At 70.9% G+C, this 14,580-nt stretch carries 17 protein-coding genes; 7 read left to right on the forward strand and 10 right to left on the reverse strand.

Annotated features, from left to right (window positions below):
* Positions 1-8 precede the first annotated feature (8 nt).
* Entirely contained in the window at positions 9-1,133 is a 1,125-nt protein-coding gene (locus FBY41_RS17060) for a DUF2332 domain-containing protein (protein ID WP_141845471.1), read from the reverse strand.
* Complete coding sequence (locus FBY41_RS17065) at positions 1,130-2,329, reverse strand: methyltransferase domain-containing protein (RefSeq protein WP_141845472.1); 1,200 nt, start codon at positions 2,327-2,329, stop codon at positions 1,130-1,132. The genes FBY41_RS17060 and FBY41_RS17065 overlap by 4 nt, the downstream gene beginning before the upstream one ends.
* Positions 2,330-2,442: 113 nt before the next feature.
* Between FBY41_RS17065 and FBY41_RS17070 the strand changes: the two genes are divergently transcribed.
* Genes FBY41_RS17070 through FBY41_RS17080 form a run of 3 tightly spaced genes read left to right on the forward strand, consistent with a single transcriptional unit; the run spans position 2,443 to position 3,790 of the window.
* A complete protein-coding gene (locus tag FBY41_RS17070; RefSeq protein ID WP_141845473.1) occupies positions 2,443-2,904 on the forward strand; it encodes an SRPBCC family protein in 462 nt (153 codons plus the stop codon).
* Positions 2,901-3,344, forward strand: a complete 444-nt coding sequence (locus FBY41_RS17075; protein WP_141845474.1) for an ArsR/SmtB family transcription factor — start codon at positions 2,901-2,903, stop codon at positions 3,342-3,344. Before FBY41_RS17070 ends, FBY41_RS17075 begins: the two co-directional genes overlap by 4 nt.
* Positions 3,345-3,346: 2 nt before the next feature.
* Entirely contained in the window at positions 3,347-3,790 is a 444-nt protein-coding gene (locus FBY41_RS17080; protein WP_141845475.1) for an SRPBCC family protein, read from the forward strand.
* Positions 3,791-3,843: 53 nt separating this feature from the next.
* On the opposite strand, the gene FBY41_RS17085 is transcribed toward FBY41_RS17080, so the two are convergent.
* Positions 3,844-4,374 (reverse strand): MarR family winged helix-turn-helix transcriptional regulator, encoded by a 531-nt coding sequence (locus tag FBY41_RS17085; RefSeq protein WP_185749135.1) that lies wholly within the window; start codon positions 4,372-4,374, stop codon positions 3,844-3,846.
* 76 nt (positions 4,375-4,450) lie between these two features.
* On the opposite strand from FBY41_RS17085, the gene FBY41_RS17090 reads away from it, so the two are divergent.
* The 4 genes from FBY41_RS17090 to FBY41_RS17105 all read left to right on the forward strand — a co-directional run bounded on the left by FBY41_RS17090 (position 4,451) and on the right by FBY41_RS17105 (position 7,509).
* Positions 4,451-4,957, forward strand: coding sequence for a hypothetical protein (locus FBY41_RS17090; RefSeq protein WP_141845477.1), 507 nt, complete (start codon positions 4,451-4,453; stop codon positions 4,955-4,957).
* Positions 4,958-5,091: 134 nt separating this feature from the next.
* Positions 5,092-6,468 carry an MFS transporter gene (locus FBY41_RS17095; protein ID WP_141845478.1) on the forward strand — a complete coding sequence of 459 codons (1,377 nt, stop codon included), beginning with the start codon at positions 5,092-5,094 and terminating at the stop codon, positions 6,466-6,468.
* Between the two features lie 128 nt (positions 6,469-6,596).
* Entirely contained in the window at positions 6,597-6,959 is a 363-nt protein-coding gene (locus tag FBY41_RS17100) for an RNA polymerase-binding protein RbpA (protein ID WP_141845479.1), read from the forward strand.
* Between the two features lie 151 nt (positions 6,960-7,110).
* The gene (locus FBY41_RS17105) at positions 7,111-7,509 is read left to right on the forward strand and encodes a nuclear transport factor 2 family protein (protein WP_141845480.1); all 399 of its coding nucleotides are present in this window, start codon (positions 7,111-7,113) and stop codon (positions 7,507-7,509) included.
* A gap of 124 nt (positions 7,510-7,633) precedes the next feature.
* On the opposite strand, the gene FBY41_RS17110 is transcribed toward FBY41_RS17105, so the two are convergent.
* From FBY41_RS17110 to kdd, 7 genes are read right to left on the reverse strand one after another with little or no spacing between them, the layout of a single operon-like run.
* Positions 7,634-8,173 carry an FxsA family protein gene (locus FBY41_RS17110; RefSeq protein WP_141845481.1) on the reverse strand — a complete coding sequence of 180 codons (540 nt, stop codon included), beginning with the start codon at positions 8,171-8,173 and terminating at the stop codon, positions 7,634-7,636.
* On the reverse strand, positions 8,170-8,961 hold the full coding sequence (locus FBY41_RS17115) for a polyprenol monophosphomannose synthase (protein WP_141845482.1): 792 nt from the start codon (positions 8,959-8,961) through the stop codon (positions 8,170-8,172). Before FBY41_RS17115 ends, FBY41_RS17110 begins: the two co-directional genes overlap by 4 nt.
* Positions 8,942-10,540 (reverse strand): apolipoprotein N-acyltransferase, encoded by a 1,599-nt coding sequence (gene lnt, locus FBY41_RS17120; protein ID WP_260439865.1) that lies wholly within the window; start codon positions 10,538-10,540, stop codon positions 8,942-8,944. Before lnt ends, FBY41_RS17115 begins: the two co-directional genes overlap by 20 nt.
* Positions 10,541-10,578: 38 nt before the next feature.
* Positions 10,579-11,004, reverse strand: a complete 426-nt coding sequence (gene kal / locus FBY41_RS17125) for a 3-aminobutyryl-CoA ammonia lyase (RefSeq protein ID WP_260439866.1) — start codon at positions 11,002-11,004, stop codon at positions 10,579-10,581.
* A complete protein-coding gene (kamE, locus tag FBY41_RS17130) occupies positions 11,001-11,744 on the reverse strand; it encodes a lysine 5,6-aminomutase subunit beta (protein WP_141845484.1) in 744 nt (247 codons plus the stop codon). The genes kal and kamE overlap by 4 nt, the downstream gene beginning before the upstream one ends.
* Entirely contained in the window at positions 11,741-13,354 is a 1,614-nt protein-coding gene (gene kamD / locus FBY41_RS17135; RefSeq protein ID WP_141845485.1) for a lysine 5,6-aminomutase subunit alpha, read from the reverse strand. The genes kamE and kamD overlap by 4 nt, the downstream gene beginning before the upstream one ends.
* A complete protein-coding gene (gene kdd / locus FBY41_RS17140) occupies positions 13,351-14,475 on the reverse strand; it encodes an L-erythro-3,5-diaminohexanoate dehydrogenase (RefSeq protein ID WP_260439867.1) in 1,125 nt (374 codons plus the stop codon). Before kdd ends, kamD begins: the two co-directional genes overlap by 4 nt.
* Between the last annotated feature and the right edge of the window lie 105 nt (positions 14,476-14,580).

The following is a 14,580-nucleotide window of genomic DNA, read 5'->3' on the forward strand; positions in this document are numbered from 1 at the left end:
CCGGCGACCTACGCCAGGTCCAGGTCGAGCCACTCGCCGTGCGGGTGACAGGTGCCCAGCGCGACCGGGGGACACTCGCGCCCGGACCGCCAGCGGCGCAGCCCCATCACGGTTCCGCCCGCTCCGAGGCGGCGGGGCGCCGGCAGCCGCACACCGGGGGCGCACCCCTCCGGCTCTGCCGTGAGCCAGGACAGCTCGGCGACCTCGCGCGACAGCTGTTCGAGGGCGGCCTCCAGGTCGGCACGCCGCTCCGGCGCGACGTAGGTCAGTGCCCACGAGCTGAAGACGACGACGTGGACGTCAGCGCGGCTGCCGGCCCGTGCCGAGGACACCGCGCTCGGCATCGCGTCGACCATGTCACCGGCGACGATGTGCGGCGGGTCGAGCAGCATGAGGTCACGGGCAGCCACGAAACGCTCGACCCGTCCGGGCACGTCGGGCCAGAGACAGGCCATGAGCCACCGGACGCCGTCGACGTCGTCGAGGCGAACGGGATGGAGGTCCACGCCCGCCCGGCCCTCGACGCGGGGGAGCGTGAGCCCGGGCAGTGCGGGTCGGCCGCGGTCCTCGCCGCGACAGCGGACGGCCGACCCCGGGCGGCCGAGCCGCGTCGTGCCTGCAGCTGACACCAGCTCGATGTCGTAGCGGTCGACGCCGAGGAGCAGTCCTGCGCTGGCTCCGAGCTCGACGAGGGCGATCGGGGTGTGTCCGTCGTCGTGGTGTGCGCCGTCGGACCCGACGATCGCGAGTCCGGCTGCGAGGTAGACGCTCCGGTTGACTTCGTTGGTCTGCGTCGACCGCGTCGCCATGAGATCGGTCAGTTCGCCGCGGTGCTCCATCACCGTCGCCCGCACCTCCGGCCACGGGTCACCGGTGGGCAGGTGCTCGCGGCCGACGACGCTGGCGTACCACCGGGCCGCGGGCACCTCCGGGTGTCGCAGCACGAGGTCGTGCAGCGCCGCGAACCACAGCACAGGGCGGGCCTGACCGGGTCGGGCGACGAGAAGCAGGGCTGCCGCCTCGGCGTCGCCGGCAACGGCCCGGGCCACCGCGCCGTAGAGCTGCAGGGCGGCGTACTCCTGCCCGAACTCGGCAAAGCGGCGCTGGACGCGCGCCAGCCTCTCGGAGGTCATCGTGCGCGCGATTCCGTTGCGGCAGAGAGCTGCCGGCCGTCGGAGCGCTCGAGCAGAACCATGACCTCGTGATGGCCGGTCTGCGGGAACATGTCGAAGAGGCGCGCCGACCGCGCCGCGTAGGAGGGCAGGAGGGCGAGGTCCTTGGCGAGGCTCGCGACGTTGCAGCTCGAGTAGACGACGTGATCCGCCCCTGACCGCTCGACCCAGCCGGCAAGGTGCGAGCCGATGCCACGTCGCGGCGGGTTGACCACGACGAACGACCTTGCCTCGAGCCGGTCCAAGGCCGCGACATCGGTCGCATCGCCCACGCGGAACGTCGTGGGCGGCATGGGTCGGCCCTCGGAGCGGAGCTCCTCTGCCGTGTGCTCAGCGCTCGCAACGGCCTCGGGTGACACCTCGATGCCGACGACCTCAGACGGCCCACGGTCACCGAGGACGGCCGCGTGAAGCGCGAATCCACCCACCCCGCAGTAGAGGTCGAGCACCGTGCGGGGCGCAGCAGCCGAAATCCATTGCTGCGCTTGACGATAGAGACCGGCAGCGACTGCCGTGTTGGTCTGGAAGAAGCTGTTGGGGCGCAGGTTGAGAGTGATCCCGTTGACCTCCATCGGCAGCACCTCGGCGACTGTCAGCACGAGCTCGGTGTCACCCTCGAGGACGGCCTTGTGCTCGGGCTGGAGGTTGACCGAGACGACGGTCGCCTCGGGCACCCGCTCCGTGACGACGGTGAGGCGCGACCGGAGCAGGGCCAGCTGCTTCTGCGACCGCAGGACGAAACGGAGCATGACGGCACCGGCCGGGGAATGCGTGACGATGAGGTGCTTGAGCTCGCCGCGACGCGACGGCACGTCGTAGGGCTCGAGCCCCAGGTCGTCGACGAGCTCGGCAAGGCGGGGGATCAGCTCATGGAGCCCTGGCTCGTAGAGCCCGCAGTCGCGCAGGTCGACGCCGCGGCCGCTCGGGTCGAGGATGCCGAGCGTCACCGCGCCCGGCTCACCGCCGACGACGAGCTTGGCCTTGTTGCGAAAGCCCGACTCGGGCGACGCGAAGGCATCCGTCCACACCGCCCCAGGCGCCACCGGCGCGAGCACGTCGGCACAGTGCCGCTGCTTGTCCGTGAGCTGGACGGCATACGGCACGCCCATGAGCGCACACGAGCGGCACCGGTTGGCATCGAAGTAGTCGCACTGCATCGAGAGCAAGGCTACGGCGCCCGGAAGCCGTGCGGACGATCTGCAACCGATGGTTGCGCATCGCATGACATCGCGCTAGCCTGATGCGCAACCAAAAGTTGCAGGAGGATGTCATGGAGTTCGGAACCATCGAGCGAGAGATCTTCGTCGAGGCACCGCCCGACGTCGTCTTCGAGGTGGTGAGCAGTCCCGACCACCTGAGCAAGTGGTGGCCGGACGATGCTCACTACGAGCCAGTGCCGGGATCGAGTGGGGAGATCGTCTTCGGCGATCCTCGGGCCGGCGGGGCAGTGGTCGCCTTCACCGTCGTCGAGGCGCGCCCACCGGGCACGTTCTCCTTCCGCTGGGCGCATCCGGCCAACGAGACCCCGACGGAGGGCAACTCCCTGCTCGTCACCTTCGAGCTGACCCCCTCGGGCCGCGGGACGCTCCTGCGGATGACGGAGACCGGCTTCCGCGAGATGGGCTGGGAGGTCGCCGTCCTCGAGGAGCAGTACAACGAGCACCTCACCGGCTGGGACTTCTACCTCCCGCGAGTCGCCCCGTACGCGGCCCAGTTGGCGGTGCGGTCATGAGCACCCGCCTGGCCGAGTTGGTCGACGACGACCTCTGGTCGGCCATCGGCGACCCCACCCGACGGCGGATGCTCGACCTGCTCCTCGTCGAGGGCGGCGGTACGGCGACGACGCTCGGCCGGCAGCTGCCGGTCAGTCGTCAGGCCGTCGCCAAGCACCTCGACGTCCTCGACCGGGTCGGCCTGGTCAGCGCGACGGCGTCGGGCCGGGAGCGGCGCTATCGGGTGGACGACGTCCAGCTCGCGCGGGCGGCGGCCCAGCTGGCCTCCGTGGGCACGGCGTGGGATGCCCGACTGCAGCGGATCAAGCGCATCGCCGAGGCGATCCAGCGCACCCACGAGGAGTCACCACGGCCGCCACAGCCGCCACGGCCGCCACGGCCGCCACGGGGCGAGTCCGAGCACACGTCACGGCGGCAGTCACAGAGAGAGGGAGAGTAGAGATGGTGGACATCCTGCACCGGATCGGGGTCAGGACATCGAGCCCGCAGCAGGTCTACGAGGCGCTGACGACCGTCGACGGTCTGGCCGGCTGGTGGACCGACGACACACGGGGGAGGGGCGAGGTCGGGGGCGTTCTCGAGTTTCGTTTTCCACCCGGCGGTTTCGACATGGAGGTCGTCGAGGCCCGGCCGTCCGAACGGGTGGCATGGCGGGTCGTCGATGGACCGGAGGAATGGCTCGGCACGACGATCGACTGGGAGCTGCGCCAGGATGACGACTACACGATCGTGCTCTTCCGTCACGCCGGCTGGAGGGAGCCCGTCGAGTTCATGAGCCACTGCAGCACGAAGTGGGGCACGTTCCTGCTGAGCCTCAAGGCGCTGGTCGAGACGGGAGAAGGATCGCCGTCACCGAGAGACGTGCAGATCAGCGACTGGCACTGACTCACGGGGGACCCGCGACAATGAGCAAAGTGACATAATGTCGATTATCGGCGTTACGAAGATTCTGGACGGGTGGCCGGCAGGCCCGCCTGCACGACGTCGAGCCATCCCCGCAATGCCGTCTCCAACGCCGCGCGCTGCGGCGGCGTGAGCCCAGCCAGCAACGACTCGTCGGCCGCGACGACCTCGGCGAAGACCTCGTCGAGCCGTCGCAGCCCTGACGTCGTCAGCCGCACGTGCACCGTGCGCCGGTCCGGCTCCTCACGGACGCGCTCCACGAGCCCGGCGCGCTCCATGGACTGCACGCGCTGCGTCGTGGCACCCGGCGTCACCCGGCATCGGCGAGAGAGCTCGCCGGCCGTCAGCCGGTACGGCGGGCCGCTGCGGCGCAGGACGCCGAGCACGTCGAGATGGCTCTGGTCGAGCTCGTGGGCGGCCAGGACGCCGGCTCGGCGCTCCGCGACGAGCGCCGCCAGCCGAAGGACCGGCGCCACGATGCCGATCGAGCTCACGTCGACGTCCGGACGTTCGCGGCGCCATGCGCCCACGACGTCATCGATCTCATCCCCCGATGATGCGTTCACCCTAATACTTTAGGGCTAAATCGCTTCCGTGGGGGCGATCTGGTGGCACGATCGTGTGCACCTTCGAAGGAGCGCCATGGACCTCTCGACCTTCTATGCCGTGGTCTCGGCCACGTGCTTCACCCTCGTCGGGCTCTGGTGGTCGGCCGTCGACCGGCGCCGAGACCTGCTGGGCTCCCCCGAGACCCGCCGGCTCGTCGGCGGTGTCTACCTCACCTTCCTGCTCCCCGGCGTCATGGGCCTGTTCGCCCAGGTCGCCCCCGCCGCGACCGGCCTGTGGCGCACGACGTTCGGGCTCGTCGCCATCGTCGGGGCCTGGTCGACGTTCGGGCTCGTCCGGGCCGACCGGGGCTCCGGCGCCCGTGGGCCGTTCCGGCGCAACCGGTGGCTCGTCGGCGTGCTCTACCTTCTCATCGTGCTGCTCGGCGTCGCGCCCGAGCTCGCCGGCACGTTCCACCTCACCGGCCTGCAGGCAGCCGCGTTGGCCGTCGTCTGTCTCGTCGTGCTCGCCCACGGGCTCGCGTGGGAGCTGCTGACGACGAGTGACGAACCGCCTGTGCAGGACGCCGACCACGACGGCTGAGCCCCTCCCCTCCCCCGGCCCGCCGGGCGGCATACGGGACGTTTCCCCGTCGCTGCCGTATGCCGCCCGGTCGGCCCGGCGTGTTCACGTCGCGGACCGCTCCGTGCAGCCCCGGCGTGTGGGACAGTCCTGCCATGTCGTCCGTCGCCGTCAACGCCGCGCGTCCAGAGACCAAGGAACAGCGCGCCTGGTACTGGTACGACTGGGCCAACTCCGCCTACGTCACCACGACCGCCACCGTGCTCCTCAGCCCGTACCTCACGACCGTGGCGACGGCAGCAGCCTGCCCCGACCTGCCCGACGGCGCCGACTGCACGACGAACCTCTCCGTCCTCGGCATCCCGGTGTCGCCGGGAAGCCTCTGGTTCTACACGGTGACCTTCACGACGATCGTCTCCGCCATCGTCCTCATCTTCATCGGCGCGATCGCCGACCGCAGCCCGAGGCCGACACGGCTCTTCGCCGGCTTCGCGTGGGCGGGCGCACTGGCCGCGTGCCTCATGTTCTTCATCGCGGGCACGAACTGGCAGCTGGGGTGCGTCCTCGTCGTCATCGCCGGGATCTGTCTCGGGGCATCACTCGTCATCTACGACTCGATCCTCTGCCGGATCGCCAACGAGAACGAGCGTGACCGGGTCTCCTCCAAGGGCTGGGCCTTCGGCTACCTCGGCGGCGGCACGCTGCTCGCGCTCAACTTCGCCCTCGACATCTTCCACAAGGACCTCGGCCTCGACCGGGCGATGTCGACCCGCATCAGCATCCTGTCGGCCGGCCTCTGGTGGGCGGGGTTCACGATCATCCCCTACCTCGGGCTGCGCCACCTGACGGGCACGGTCGCAACCCCGATCGACAAGCAGGCGGGTGTCGTGCGCGGCAGCCTCGAGCAGCTGCGCAGCACGTTCGGCGACCTGCGCCACTACCCGCAGACGCTCACCTTCCTCGTCGCCTACCTCTTCTTCAACGACGGCATCCAGACCGTCATCGGCAGCTCGAGCATCTACGGCAGCAAGGAGCTGGGCTTCTCCGAGTCGACGGTGCTCGGCGTCTTCCTCTTCGTCCAGTTCGTCGCGTTCTTCGGGGCCAGGCTCTTCGGCCGGGTGGCCGCCTCCATCGGGGCGTGGCGCACCGTCCTTTACGGCATCGCGCTCTGGACGGTGGTCGTCGTCATCGCCTTCGTCACGCCCTCGAAGTCGCTCGCCGTCTTCGTCGGTCTCGGCCTGCTCATCGGCATCGTCCTCGGCGGCACCCAGGCCCTGTCGCGCTCGCTCTACAGCCAGCTCATCCCCCGCGGGCGCGAGGCGGAGTACTTCAGCCTCTACCAGGCGATGGAGCGCGGCACGAGCTGGCTGGGGACGCTCATCTTCGGTCTCGTCTACCAGCTGACCCTCAGCTACCGCTGGGCGATCATCTGCCTCATCGCCTTCTTCGTCATCGGCGGCTACCTGCTCTCCCGGGTCGACATGCGCCGCGGCATCATCGAAGCCGGCAATCCGGTTCCCGCTGTCGTGTGACGTCAGGCGTCGCTTACAATCCCGCGGACCCCTCGGGAACAACGGGGCCATCCTGCTCGTTCAAGCGACTGTGAGGGTAGGGCACCAAACCGGTGTCGACCAGTGGCAGGAGTTTTGGAGGGGTCCACATGGCCGATCGAGCACTACGCGGTTCCAACCTCGGTTCCAGAAGCATGGAGTCCGACGAGAACGTCATCCCCAGTGAGCGTCAGCTCACCACATACGTGTGCGCGCAGGGGCACCGCACCGAGCTGCCGTTCTCGGTCGAGGCCGACGTGCCGCCGACGTGGGAGTGCCGCTGCGGCCTCGACGCCAAGCTGCAGGGCGGTGGACCCGAGCCCGACGCCAAGCCCGTCAAGCACGTGCGCACCCACTGGGACATGCTGCTCGAGCGTCGATCGATCCCCGAGCTCGAGGAGCTCCTCGAGGAACGGCTGACGCTGCTGCGCGAGTCCCGTGGCGAGAAGCCACGCCGGCGCAAGACGGCCTGACCACCGGCCGCAGCACGCCCGGCCACCAGACGATCGATCAGCCCGCCTCGTTCGTGGAGGCGGGCTTTTCGCTGCCCCCAAGGGGGTATGCCGCCCGGCCCGTCCCGCCGATAACCGTGCAGGAGCGCTCGGGCGTGGTCATGCTGGATCCGTGACCGCGCGAGACGACCTGCTCGACTGGATCGCGACCTCGCTCCGCCCGGCGGAGCTGGCCCTGCACAACGGCGACGCCGCTCCCCGACGGGCGCTCTGGTCGCGCTGTGAGCCCGTCAGCGTCCTGGGCGCCTGGCGCAACGCCACGGGTCAGGAGGAGCTCGACGCGCTCTTCGCCTCGCTGGAGCAGAGCTTCTCGGACTGCACGTCGTTCGACATCGAGGTGCAGACCTGCGACGTGGTGGGCGACCTCGCCTACAGCGCAGGGCTGGAGCACACGTCCGCCTCTGTCGACGGTGAGCCGCGCAGCTACACCCTCCGCGTCACGCAGGTCTACCGGCGCGAGGACGGGGCTTGGCGCGTGGCACACCGCCACGCCGACACCGTGCGCGACTGAGGGCGCGACGGAGGGCGCGACGGAGGACGCGACGGAGGGTGCGGCTGAGGGCTCGGCCCCGTGGGCCCGTTGCCTCGCACCGCGCCGAGCGGGCCGTGTGCCCCGGCTGACCCGGTGCGCCGGGTCAGTCCTCGTCGATGATCTCGCCCTCGACGACCTCGCTGCTCGACTCGGAGCGCTGTGGGCCCCGCGGCGGCTCCTGCTGCTCCCAGGCCGGGCGGTCGGCGACGGTCGTCGTCGACCCGAAGACCTCGACCTGGGCGACGAGGTGGCGCCCGATGACGGAGGCCAGCAGGGCACGGGCGACCGGGCGCGTGAACGGCAGGACGAGGAGCAGCCCGGCGACGTCGGTGATGAAGCCGGGGATGAGCAGCAGGGTCCCGCCGACGAGCACGACGACGCCGTCAGCGAGCTCGCGGGCCGGCATCCGCCCCTCGCGCAGCGCCTGGCCCAGCGCCCGCCAGGCGCGGCCGCCTTCCCGCATGATGAGCCACGCGCCGAGGGCGGAGGTGGCGATGACGAGCAGGAAGGTCCACCAGCCGCCGATCGCCTGGCCGACGGCGATCATCACCATGATCTCGAGGATCGGCACCAGGAGCAGCAGCACCGCGGCGACCCGGGTGGGGCGCAGGCGTCGGCGTCGGGCCCCAGGTGCCGTCGTCATGGCCGCTCCCCCACCGTCTCGCGCTCACGCGGACGGCCGACGACGCCGCGCAGCTGGCCGACCCGGTGCTCGATGCCCCACTTCGTGACGTTCGTCAGGGCCTCGCGCACGATGTCCTTGCCCATCTTGGACACCCCGACCTCGCGCTCGATGAACGTGATGGGGACCTCGACGACCCGCAGGCCGGCGCGCACCGCGCGCAGCGTGAGGTCGATCTGGAAGCAGTAGCCCTGCGACTCGACGCCGGCGAGGCCCATCGTGCGCAGCGCGCTCGTGCGGTAGGCCCGGTAGCCGGCCGTCGCGTCGTTGACGTGCATGCCGAGCATGACCTTCGTGTAGACGTTCGCCCCGACCGAGAGCACCTTTCGGCGCAGGGGCCAGTTGCGCACCTGCCCACCCTTGACCCAGCGGGCCCCGATGGCGAGGTCGGCATCGGCGAGCGCGGCGAGGATCGCGGGCAGCTGCTCCGGCTGGTGGGAGCCGTCGGCATCCATCTCGACGGCGGCGTCGTAGCCCTCGTCGAGCGCGATCGCGAAACCGGCGAGGTAGGCCTGGCCGAGGCCCTGCTTGCCCGGGCGGTGCACGACCCGCACATGGGGATCGTCCGCGGCGATGCCGTCGGCGAGCTGCCCCGTGCCGTCCGGGGAGTTGTCGTCGAGGACGATGACGTCGGCCGTCGGGACGCTCGCACGCACGCGTGCGACGATCCCGGGCAGGTTCTCCCGCTCGTTGTAGGTCGGGATGAGCACGGCAACCTTCGTCACCGGCTCACGCTGCGTCACGGTCATGCGCTTCCTTGTCCTCTGTGCTGTCTTCGCTGTCGTCCGCCCGGGGCGCCGGACCGGATCGGTGGGTCCCGCCCCTGGCCTGAAGGACGAGGAGCAGCGCGAGCGCCGCGGCGGCCGCCCACTCCGGGGCCTCCCCCAGACGAGTCGCCACGGTCGTGGCGTCCCGCAATGGTAGAGCCCCGCGAACGAGGGCCTGTGTGAACAACGCTGTCACCTGGTGCGCAGTTCCGTCGGGCGTGATGAGGGCGCTCTGGCCGACGGTCGACACGTGCACCACCGAACGGCCGAACTCCATGGCGCGCACGCGACTGATCGCCAGCTGCTGGGGCGACTCGGCCGTGTAGCCGAAGGTCGCGTTGTTGGTCTGCACGAGCAGGACGTTGGCGCCCGCCTGCACGGCGTCGCGCATGATGTCGTCGTAGGCCACCTCGAAGCAGATCGCGACGCCTGCCCTGATCTGCTGACCGGCGGTGCCAGTGACGTCGAAGACGCCCACGGACGGTCCGGCGACGAAGTCGCGGCTGACCCGGTCGACCTCGGCGCTGAACATCCGGAAGAAGGACCGGTTGGGGATGTACTCGGCGAAGGGCACCGGGTGACGCTTGACGTAGCGGTCGGTGATCCCCTGGCCCGGCTCGTAGAGCAGGGAGACGTTCGAGACCATCCCCGGGGGCTCCTCCAGCAGGCCCCCGACGACGAGCGGTCGCCCGAGGCGCGTGACGGTCGCGGCGATCTCGTCACGGGCGTCGGCATTGCGCACCGGGTCGATGTCGGAGGCGTTCTCTGGCCACACGACGAGGTCGGGCGTCGGGGCGAGCCCTGCCTCGATGTCGGTCTGCGCCTGCCACGTGGCGGCGACGTGGTTGTCGAGCACCGCACGCCGCTGCGCGTTGAAGTCGAGCCCTGCCTTGGGCACGTTGCCCTGGACGCCGAGGAACTGTGCTGCCTGGCCGTCGGTCGGCAGCGGCACGGCGAGACCGGCAACCCCGAGCACGAGCGCGGCGGCGACGGGCAGCGCGACCGGGCCCCACGGCATACCGGCCCCGAGGGACCCGGCCCGGCGTGAGGCGAGGAGGCGCTGGACCGCGAGCGCGAGCAGACCACCGAGGAGAGCGAGGACGAAGCCGACGAACGGCGCGCCACCGAGCGCGACGAGGCGCCCCACCGGCGAGTCGGCCTGGCTGAAGGCGAGCTTGAGCCACGGGAAGCCGCCGTAGGGCGCGCGCGCCCGGAAGCCCTCGGTGACGACCCAGACCAGCGCGAAGGCAAGCGGTCGCACCCGGCCGGCCCGGCTCAGCCAGCCGTAGAGGGCTCCCGCGATCCCGATGAACAGCGACTCGAGGGTGGCGAGAGCCAGCCACGGCAGGGCGCCGACGTAGATGCCCGACCAGCTGAGCGTCGGCACGAAGAACGCGAGGCCGAAGAGCACTCCGGCGAGCAGTCCCCGACCGGCGCCGAGGCCGGTCACGGCCCAGGCGAGCAGGGTGAGGGAGAGCGGCGCCGCCACCCACACGTCGAACGTCGGGAACGCGAGGCACAGCAGCCCACCGGCGATCAGGGACACGAGGAGACGCCGCACGGGGTTCACCGTATGCCGTGCGGCCGGGAGGTCGGTGCTCAGGGGACGACGACGGTGCCGCGGGCGGTCGTGGCGACCACCGGCGGGTCGAGCATCTCGGCGGCGGACTCGCTGCGCTCCGGGTGCCCTCGTCCGACGACGCGCACCTCGAAGACGAGCTCGCGCGACCGACCGCCGACGCGCACGATCTCGGCGCTGATCTCGATGACGTCACCGGCCTGGATGCGCTCGCGGAACTGCACGTCGCTGTAGGAGGCGAAGAGGCCCTCGTCACCGTCGGTGCGGATGCACATCTCCGTCGCGACGTCGCCGAACGCCGCGAGCGAGTAGGCCCCGTCGACGAGGTTGCCGGCGTAGTGCGCGTGGGCGTAGGGCACGTAGCGGCGGTGGACGACCCGCAAGCCGACCTCGGCCTTGGTGCGGCGCGCGGCGGCGCCCTGGGACTGCGCGTCCCCCATTCTCATCGCCCCCTTCTCTGGGTCATCTCGTGCACGAGGTAGCTCGCCACCTCACCGGGCGTCGTGCCACGCCCGAAGATGCGGTCGACGCCGAGGGCCCCTTCGGAGCCCTCCTCGAAGCGTGGGCCGCCGGCGATGAGGATCGGCACCTGGCCCGCGGGGTAGGCCTCGCGGAAGGCGGCCGACATCTGGGTCGTGTTGTGGATGTGGGCGTCCTTCTGGGTGACGACCTGGCTCACGAGCACCGCGTCCGCCTTCTCGGCGCGCGCGCGGGCCACGAGATCCGGCACGAGGACCTGCGCGCCGAGGTTGACGACTCGGATCTCGCGGTAGTACTCGAGGCCCTTCTCGCCGGCGAAGCCCTTGATGTTGAGGATCGCGTCGATGCCGACGGTGTGCGCGTCGGTGCCGATGCACGCGCCGACGACGACGAGCTTGCGCCGCAGCTGCTTGCGGATCGCGAGGTTGGCGTCCTTGGCCGACAGCAGGGGGTACTCGCGCTCGACGACGTGCACCTCGTCGAGGTTCACGAGGTGCGTCGAGCTGCCGTAGACGACGAAGAAGGTGAAGTCGGGCCCCATGGCCTTGGCGTGCACGAGCAGCGCCGGGTCGAGGCCCATCTTGCGGGCGAGCTGGAGGGCCGCGCCCTCGGCCCGCTTGTCGTGCGGCAGCGGGAGGGTGAACGACATCTGGACCATGCCGTCACCGGTTGTGTCGCCGTAGGGGCGGATGATGTTGCTGCTCAACGCTTCTCGCCCTTCTTCGCCGGCATCCCCGCATCGAGGGCGGTGATGGCCGGGTTGTCGTAGTCGTCGGCGCGCACGACGACGCCTTCGAGCCCCTTGCCGCGGTCGGCCGGTCGCTTCATGAGGCCGAAGGTCCCGTCGGCGATCGCGGCCAGCAGCGGCGGGTCACCGGCCGCGTCGGAGTCGTTGACGATGCGGTCGAGCAGGTCGACCGCCTCCGAGAGCACCTGGCGGGCCCGGGTCTGGATGAAGCCGTCACGCGGCGGGTGGAAGTCCTCCGTGAGACCGCTCGCGGCGTTCATGACGTAGCGGACGTTCTGGAGCGCGAGGTCGCGGTCCGAGAGGAAGGGCGTGACGACCGCCTCGGTCATCATGCCGACGAGCAGGATGCCCTGGCCGGTCATCGCCCCGACGAGGTTGAAGAACCCGTCGAGCAGGTAGCCCCGGAAGACGTCGCCCGTCATGTGCTTCGTCGGCGGCATCCACTTCAGGGGCGCGTCGGGGAAGAGCTGGCGGGCGAGCAGCGCGTGGGCGAGCTCCATCCGGAAGCTGTCGGGGATCTCGGGGTTGATCTCGAAGGCGTGCCCCAGGCCGAGCTGCCAGTCCTCGAGCCCGGCCTCCTTCGCGAAGCACTCGTTGAGCAGCTGGCTCACGGTGACGGTGTGGGCCGCCTCGACGGCATCGGCGGTCGTGAGGTAGTTGTCCTCGCCCGTGTTGATGATGATGCCGGCGCGGGCGTGGACCTGCCGCGAGAACCGCTGGTCGACGAAGGTCCGGATCGGGTTGATGTCGCGGAAGAGGATGCCGTACATCGAGTCGTTGAGCATCATGTCGAGACGCTCCATGCCGGCGAGGGCCGCGATCTCGGGCATGCAGAGGCCCGACGCGTAGTTCGTCAGCCGGACGTAGCGACCGAGCTCCTTGCTGACGTCGTCGAGAGCGGCGCGCATGAGACGGAAGTTCTCCTGGGTCGCATACGTTCCGGCGAAGCCCTCACGGGTCGCACCCTCGGGCACGTAGTCGAGCAGCGACTGGCCGGTCGAGCGGATCACCGCGATGACGTCGGCGCCCTCGCGGGCGGCGGCCTGGGCCTGCGGGATGTCCTCGTAGATGTCCCCGGTCGCGACGATGAGGTAGATCCACGGCCGTGACGTCGGGTCGCCGTGACGCCGGATGAGCCGCTCGCGCGTGGCGCGGGAGCGGTCGATCGTGCGCAGACCGGCCCCGACACCCTTCGTCGCCGCCCGCCGCGCAGCCTGGGCCTCCCGACCGGCCGGGAGGCGGAAGGAGACGTTGCCGCTCGCGGCCTTCTGGGCGAGTGTCGTGAGGTCAGGGGCCTCGCCGCGCAGCAGGGCGTCGTAGACCGGCGTCGTGACGCCGTGCTCGAGCCCCACCTCGTCACGCACCGCGGTGACGAGGTGGTTGACCCACGGCACCCGCTCGTGGTCGGCACCGGAGAGTCCGGCGAGGCGCAGCGTCGCCCGCTCCACCGAGACGGTCGTGTGGCTCTGCGCGATCTTCACGACCGGCGCGGCGGCCCTGCGGGCGAGCGACCGCGCCTGGCGCACCACGGCGGGGTCGAGGTGGAGCAACGGCTCGGTGCGGCTCATCGCGTGCTCCTCTCGGCCGCGAGGCGCGACTCGAAGAGGGCCCGGACCGCCGGCACCTCGCGAAGGAGCGAGAGAGCCAGGTCGGCGTGCCCCGCCACGTAGCCGTTGCCGACGATCATCCGCACGTCGGCCGCCAGGCCCTCGGCGCCCAGGGCGGCCGCCGCGAAGCTCGTCGCCATGCTGAAGAAGATGATGGTGCCGCCCTGGGCGGTCGCGAGGATCGCCGGCTGCTCGCAGCCGGGCACGTCGACGCAGACGACCGTGACGTCGGCCGGACCGCCGGCCGCCTCGACGGCGGAGGACAGTCCGAGCGGCGACCGGGCGTCGGCGAGCACGACCTCGTCGGCGAGACCGGTCGGCTCGAGTAGGGTGCGCTCCGCCTCCACGGGCACGACCCCGATGAGACGCCCGGCACCTGCCCGCCGTGCCGCGGCGAGCGAGAGGGAGCCCGACTTGCCCGCAGCCCCGAGGACGGCGACGGTCGGCGCCACGTGGCGGGCGGCATACTCCCCCACGACGCGCTCGACGAGCGCGGGCGCTCCACACACGTCCATGACCATGAGCGACAGGAGCGGGTCGAGGTCGTCGGGTAGCCGGGCGGCGATGCTACGGCCGAAGAGGATGGCGTGGCCCGCAGCCGGCACCTGCTCGGAGAGCCCGTCCCACCGGGCCAGCCCGTCCGTGATCCGCAGGGGCGTCAGCGAGAGCGACACGAGCGTCGCGACGCGGTCGCCGACGGTGAGGCCGAGGCGGCTCTCCGGTCCGACGGCGTCGACGGTGCCGATGAGCATGCCGCCGGAGCCCGTGACGGGGTTCTGCATCTTGCCGCGGGTCGCGACGATGTCGAGCACCTCGTCGCGCAGCGCGTCGCCGTCGACGATCCCGTCGGTCGTGTGCTTCTCGGCGAGCTGCCGGTAGCTCGCGGCGTCGAGGTTGAGCGTCTCGACGCTGATGCGCACCTCGTCGGGCCACAGCTCCGCTCGCGCGTCGAGGCGGCGGGCCGCCTGTGGCAGCGTGATCGCGTCGCCGGTGGGCTCGAGAACCCGGTGCAGGCCCACCGGGGACGACGACACGCAGAGGTTGGCGGGCAGGTCCGCCCCAGCGGGCAGCGGGTGCGACACGATCACAAATCCTTCTGTTTCAGCACTGTTGGGGCGCAGAACATCCGTCAGCATAGGGGCGCTCTCGGCAATTCTTTACGAAACCGTGGTATGGACATGTTTGAG

The sequence above is a fragment of the Humibacillus xanthopallidus genome, from assembly GCF_006716675.1.
Lineage (GTDB): Bacteria > Actinomycetota > Actinomycetes > Actinomycetales > Dermatophilaceae > Humibacillus > Humibacillus xanthopallidus_B.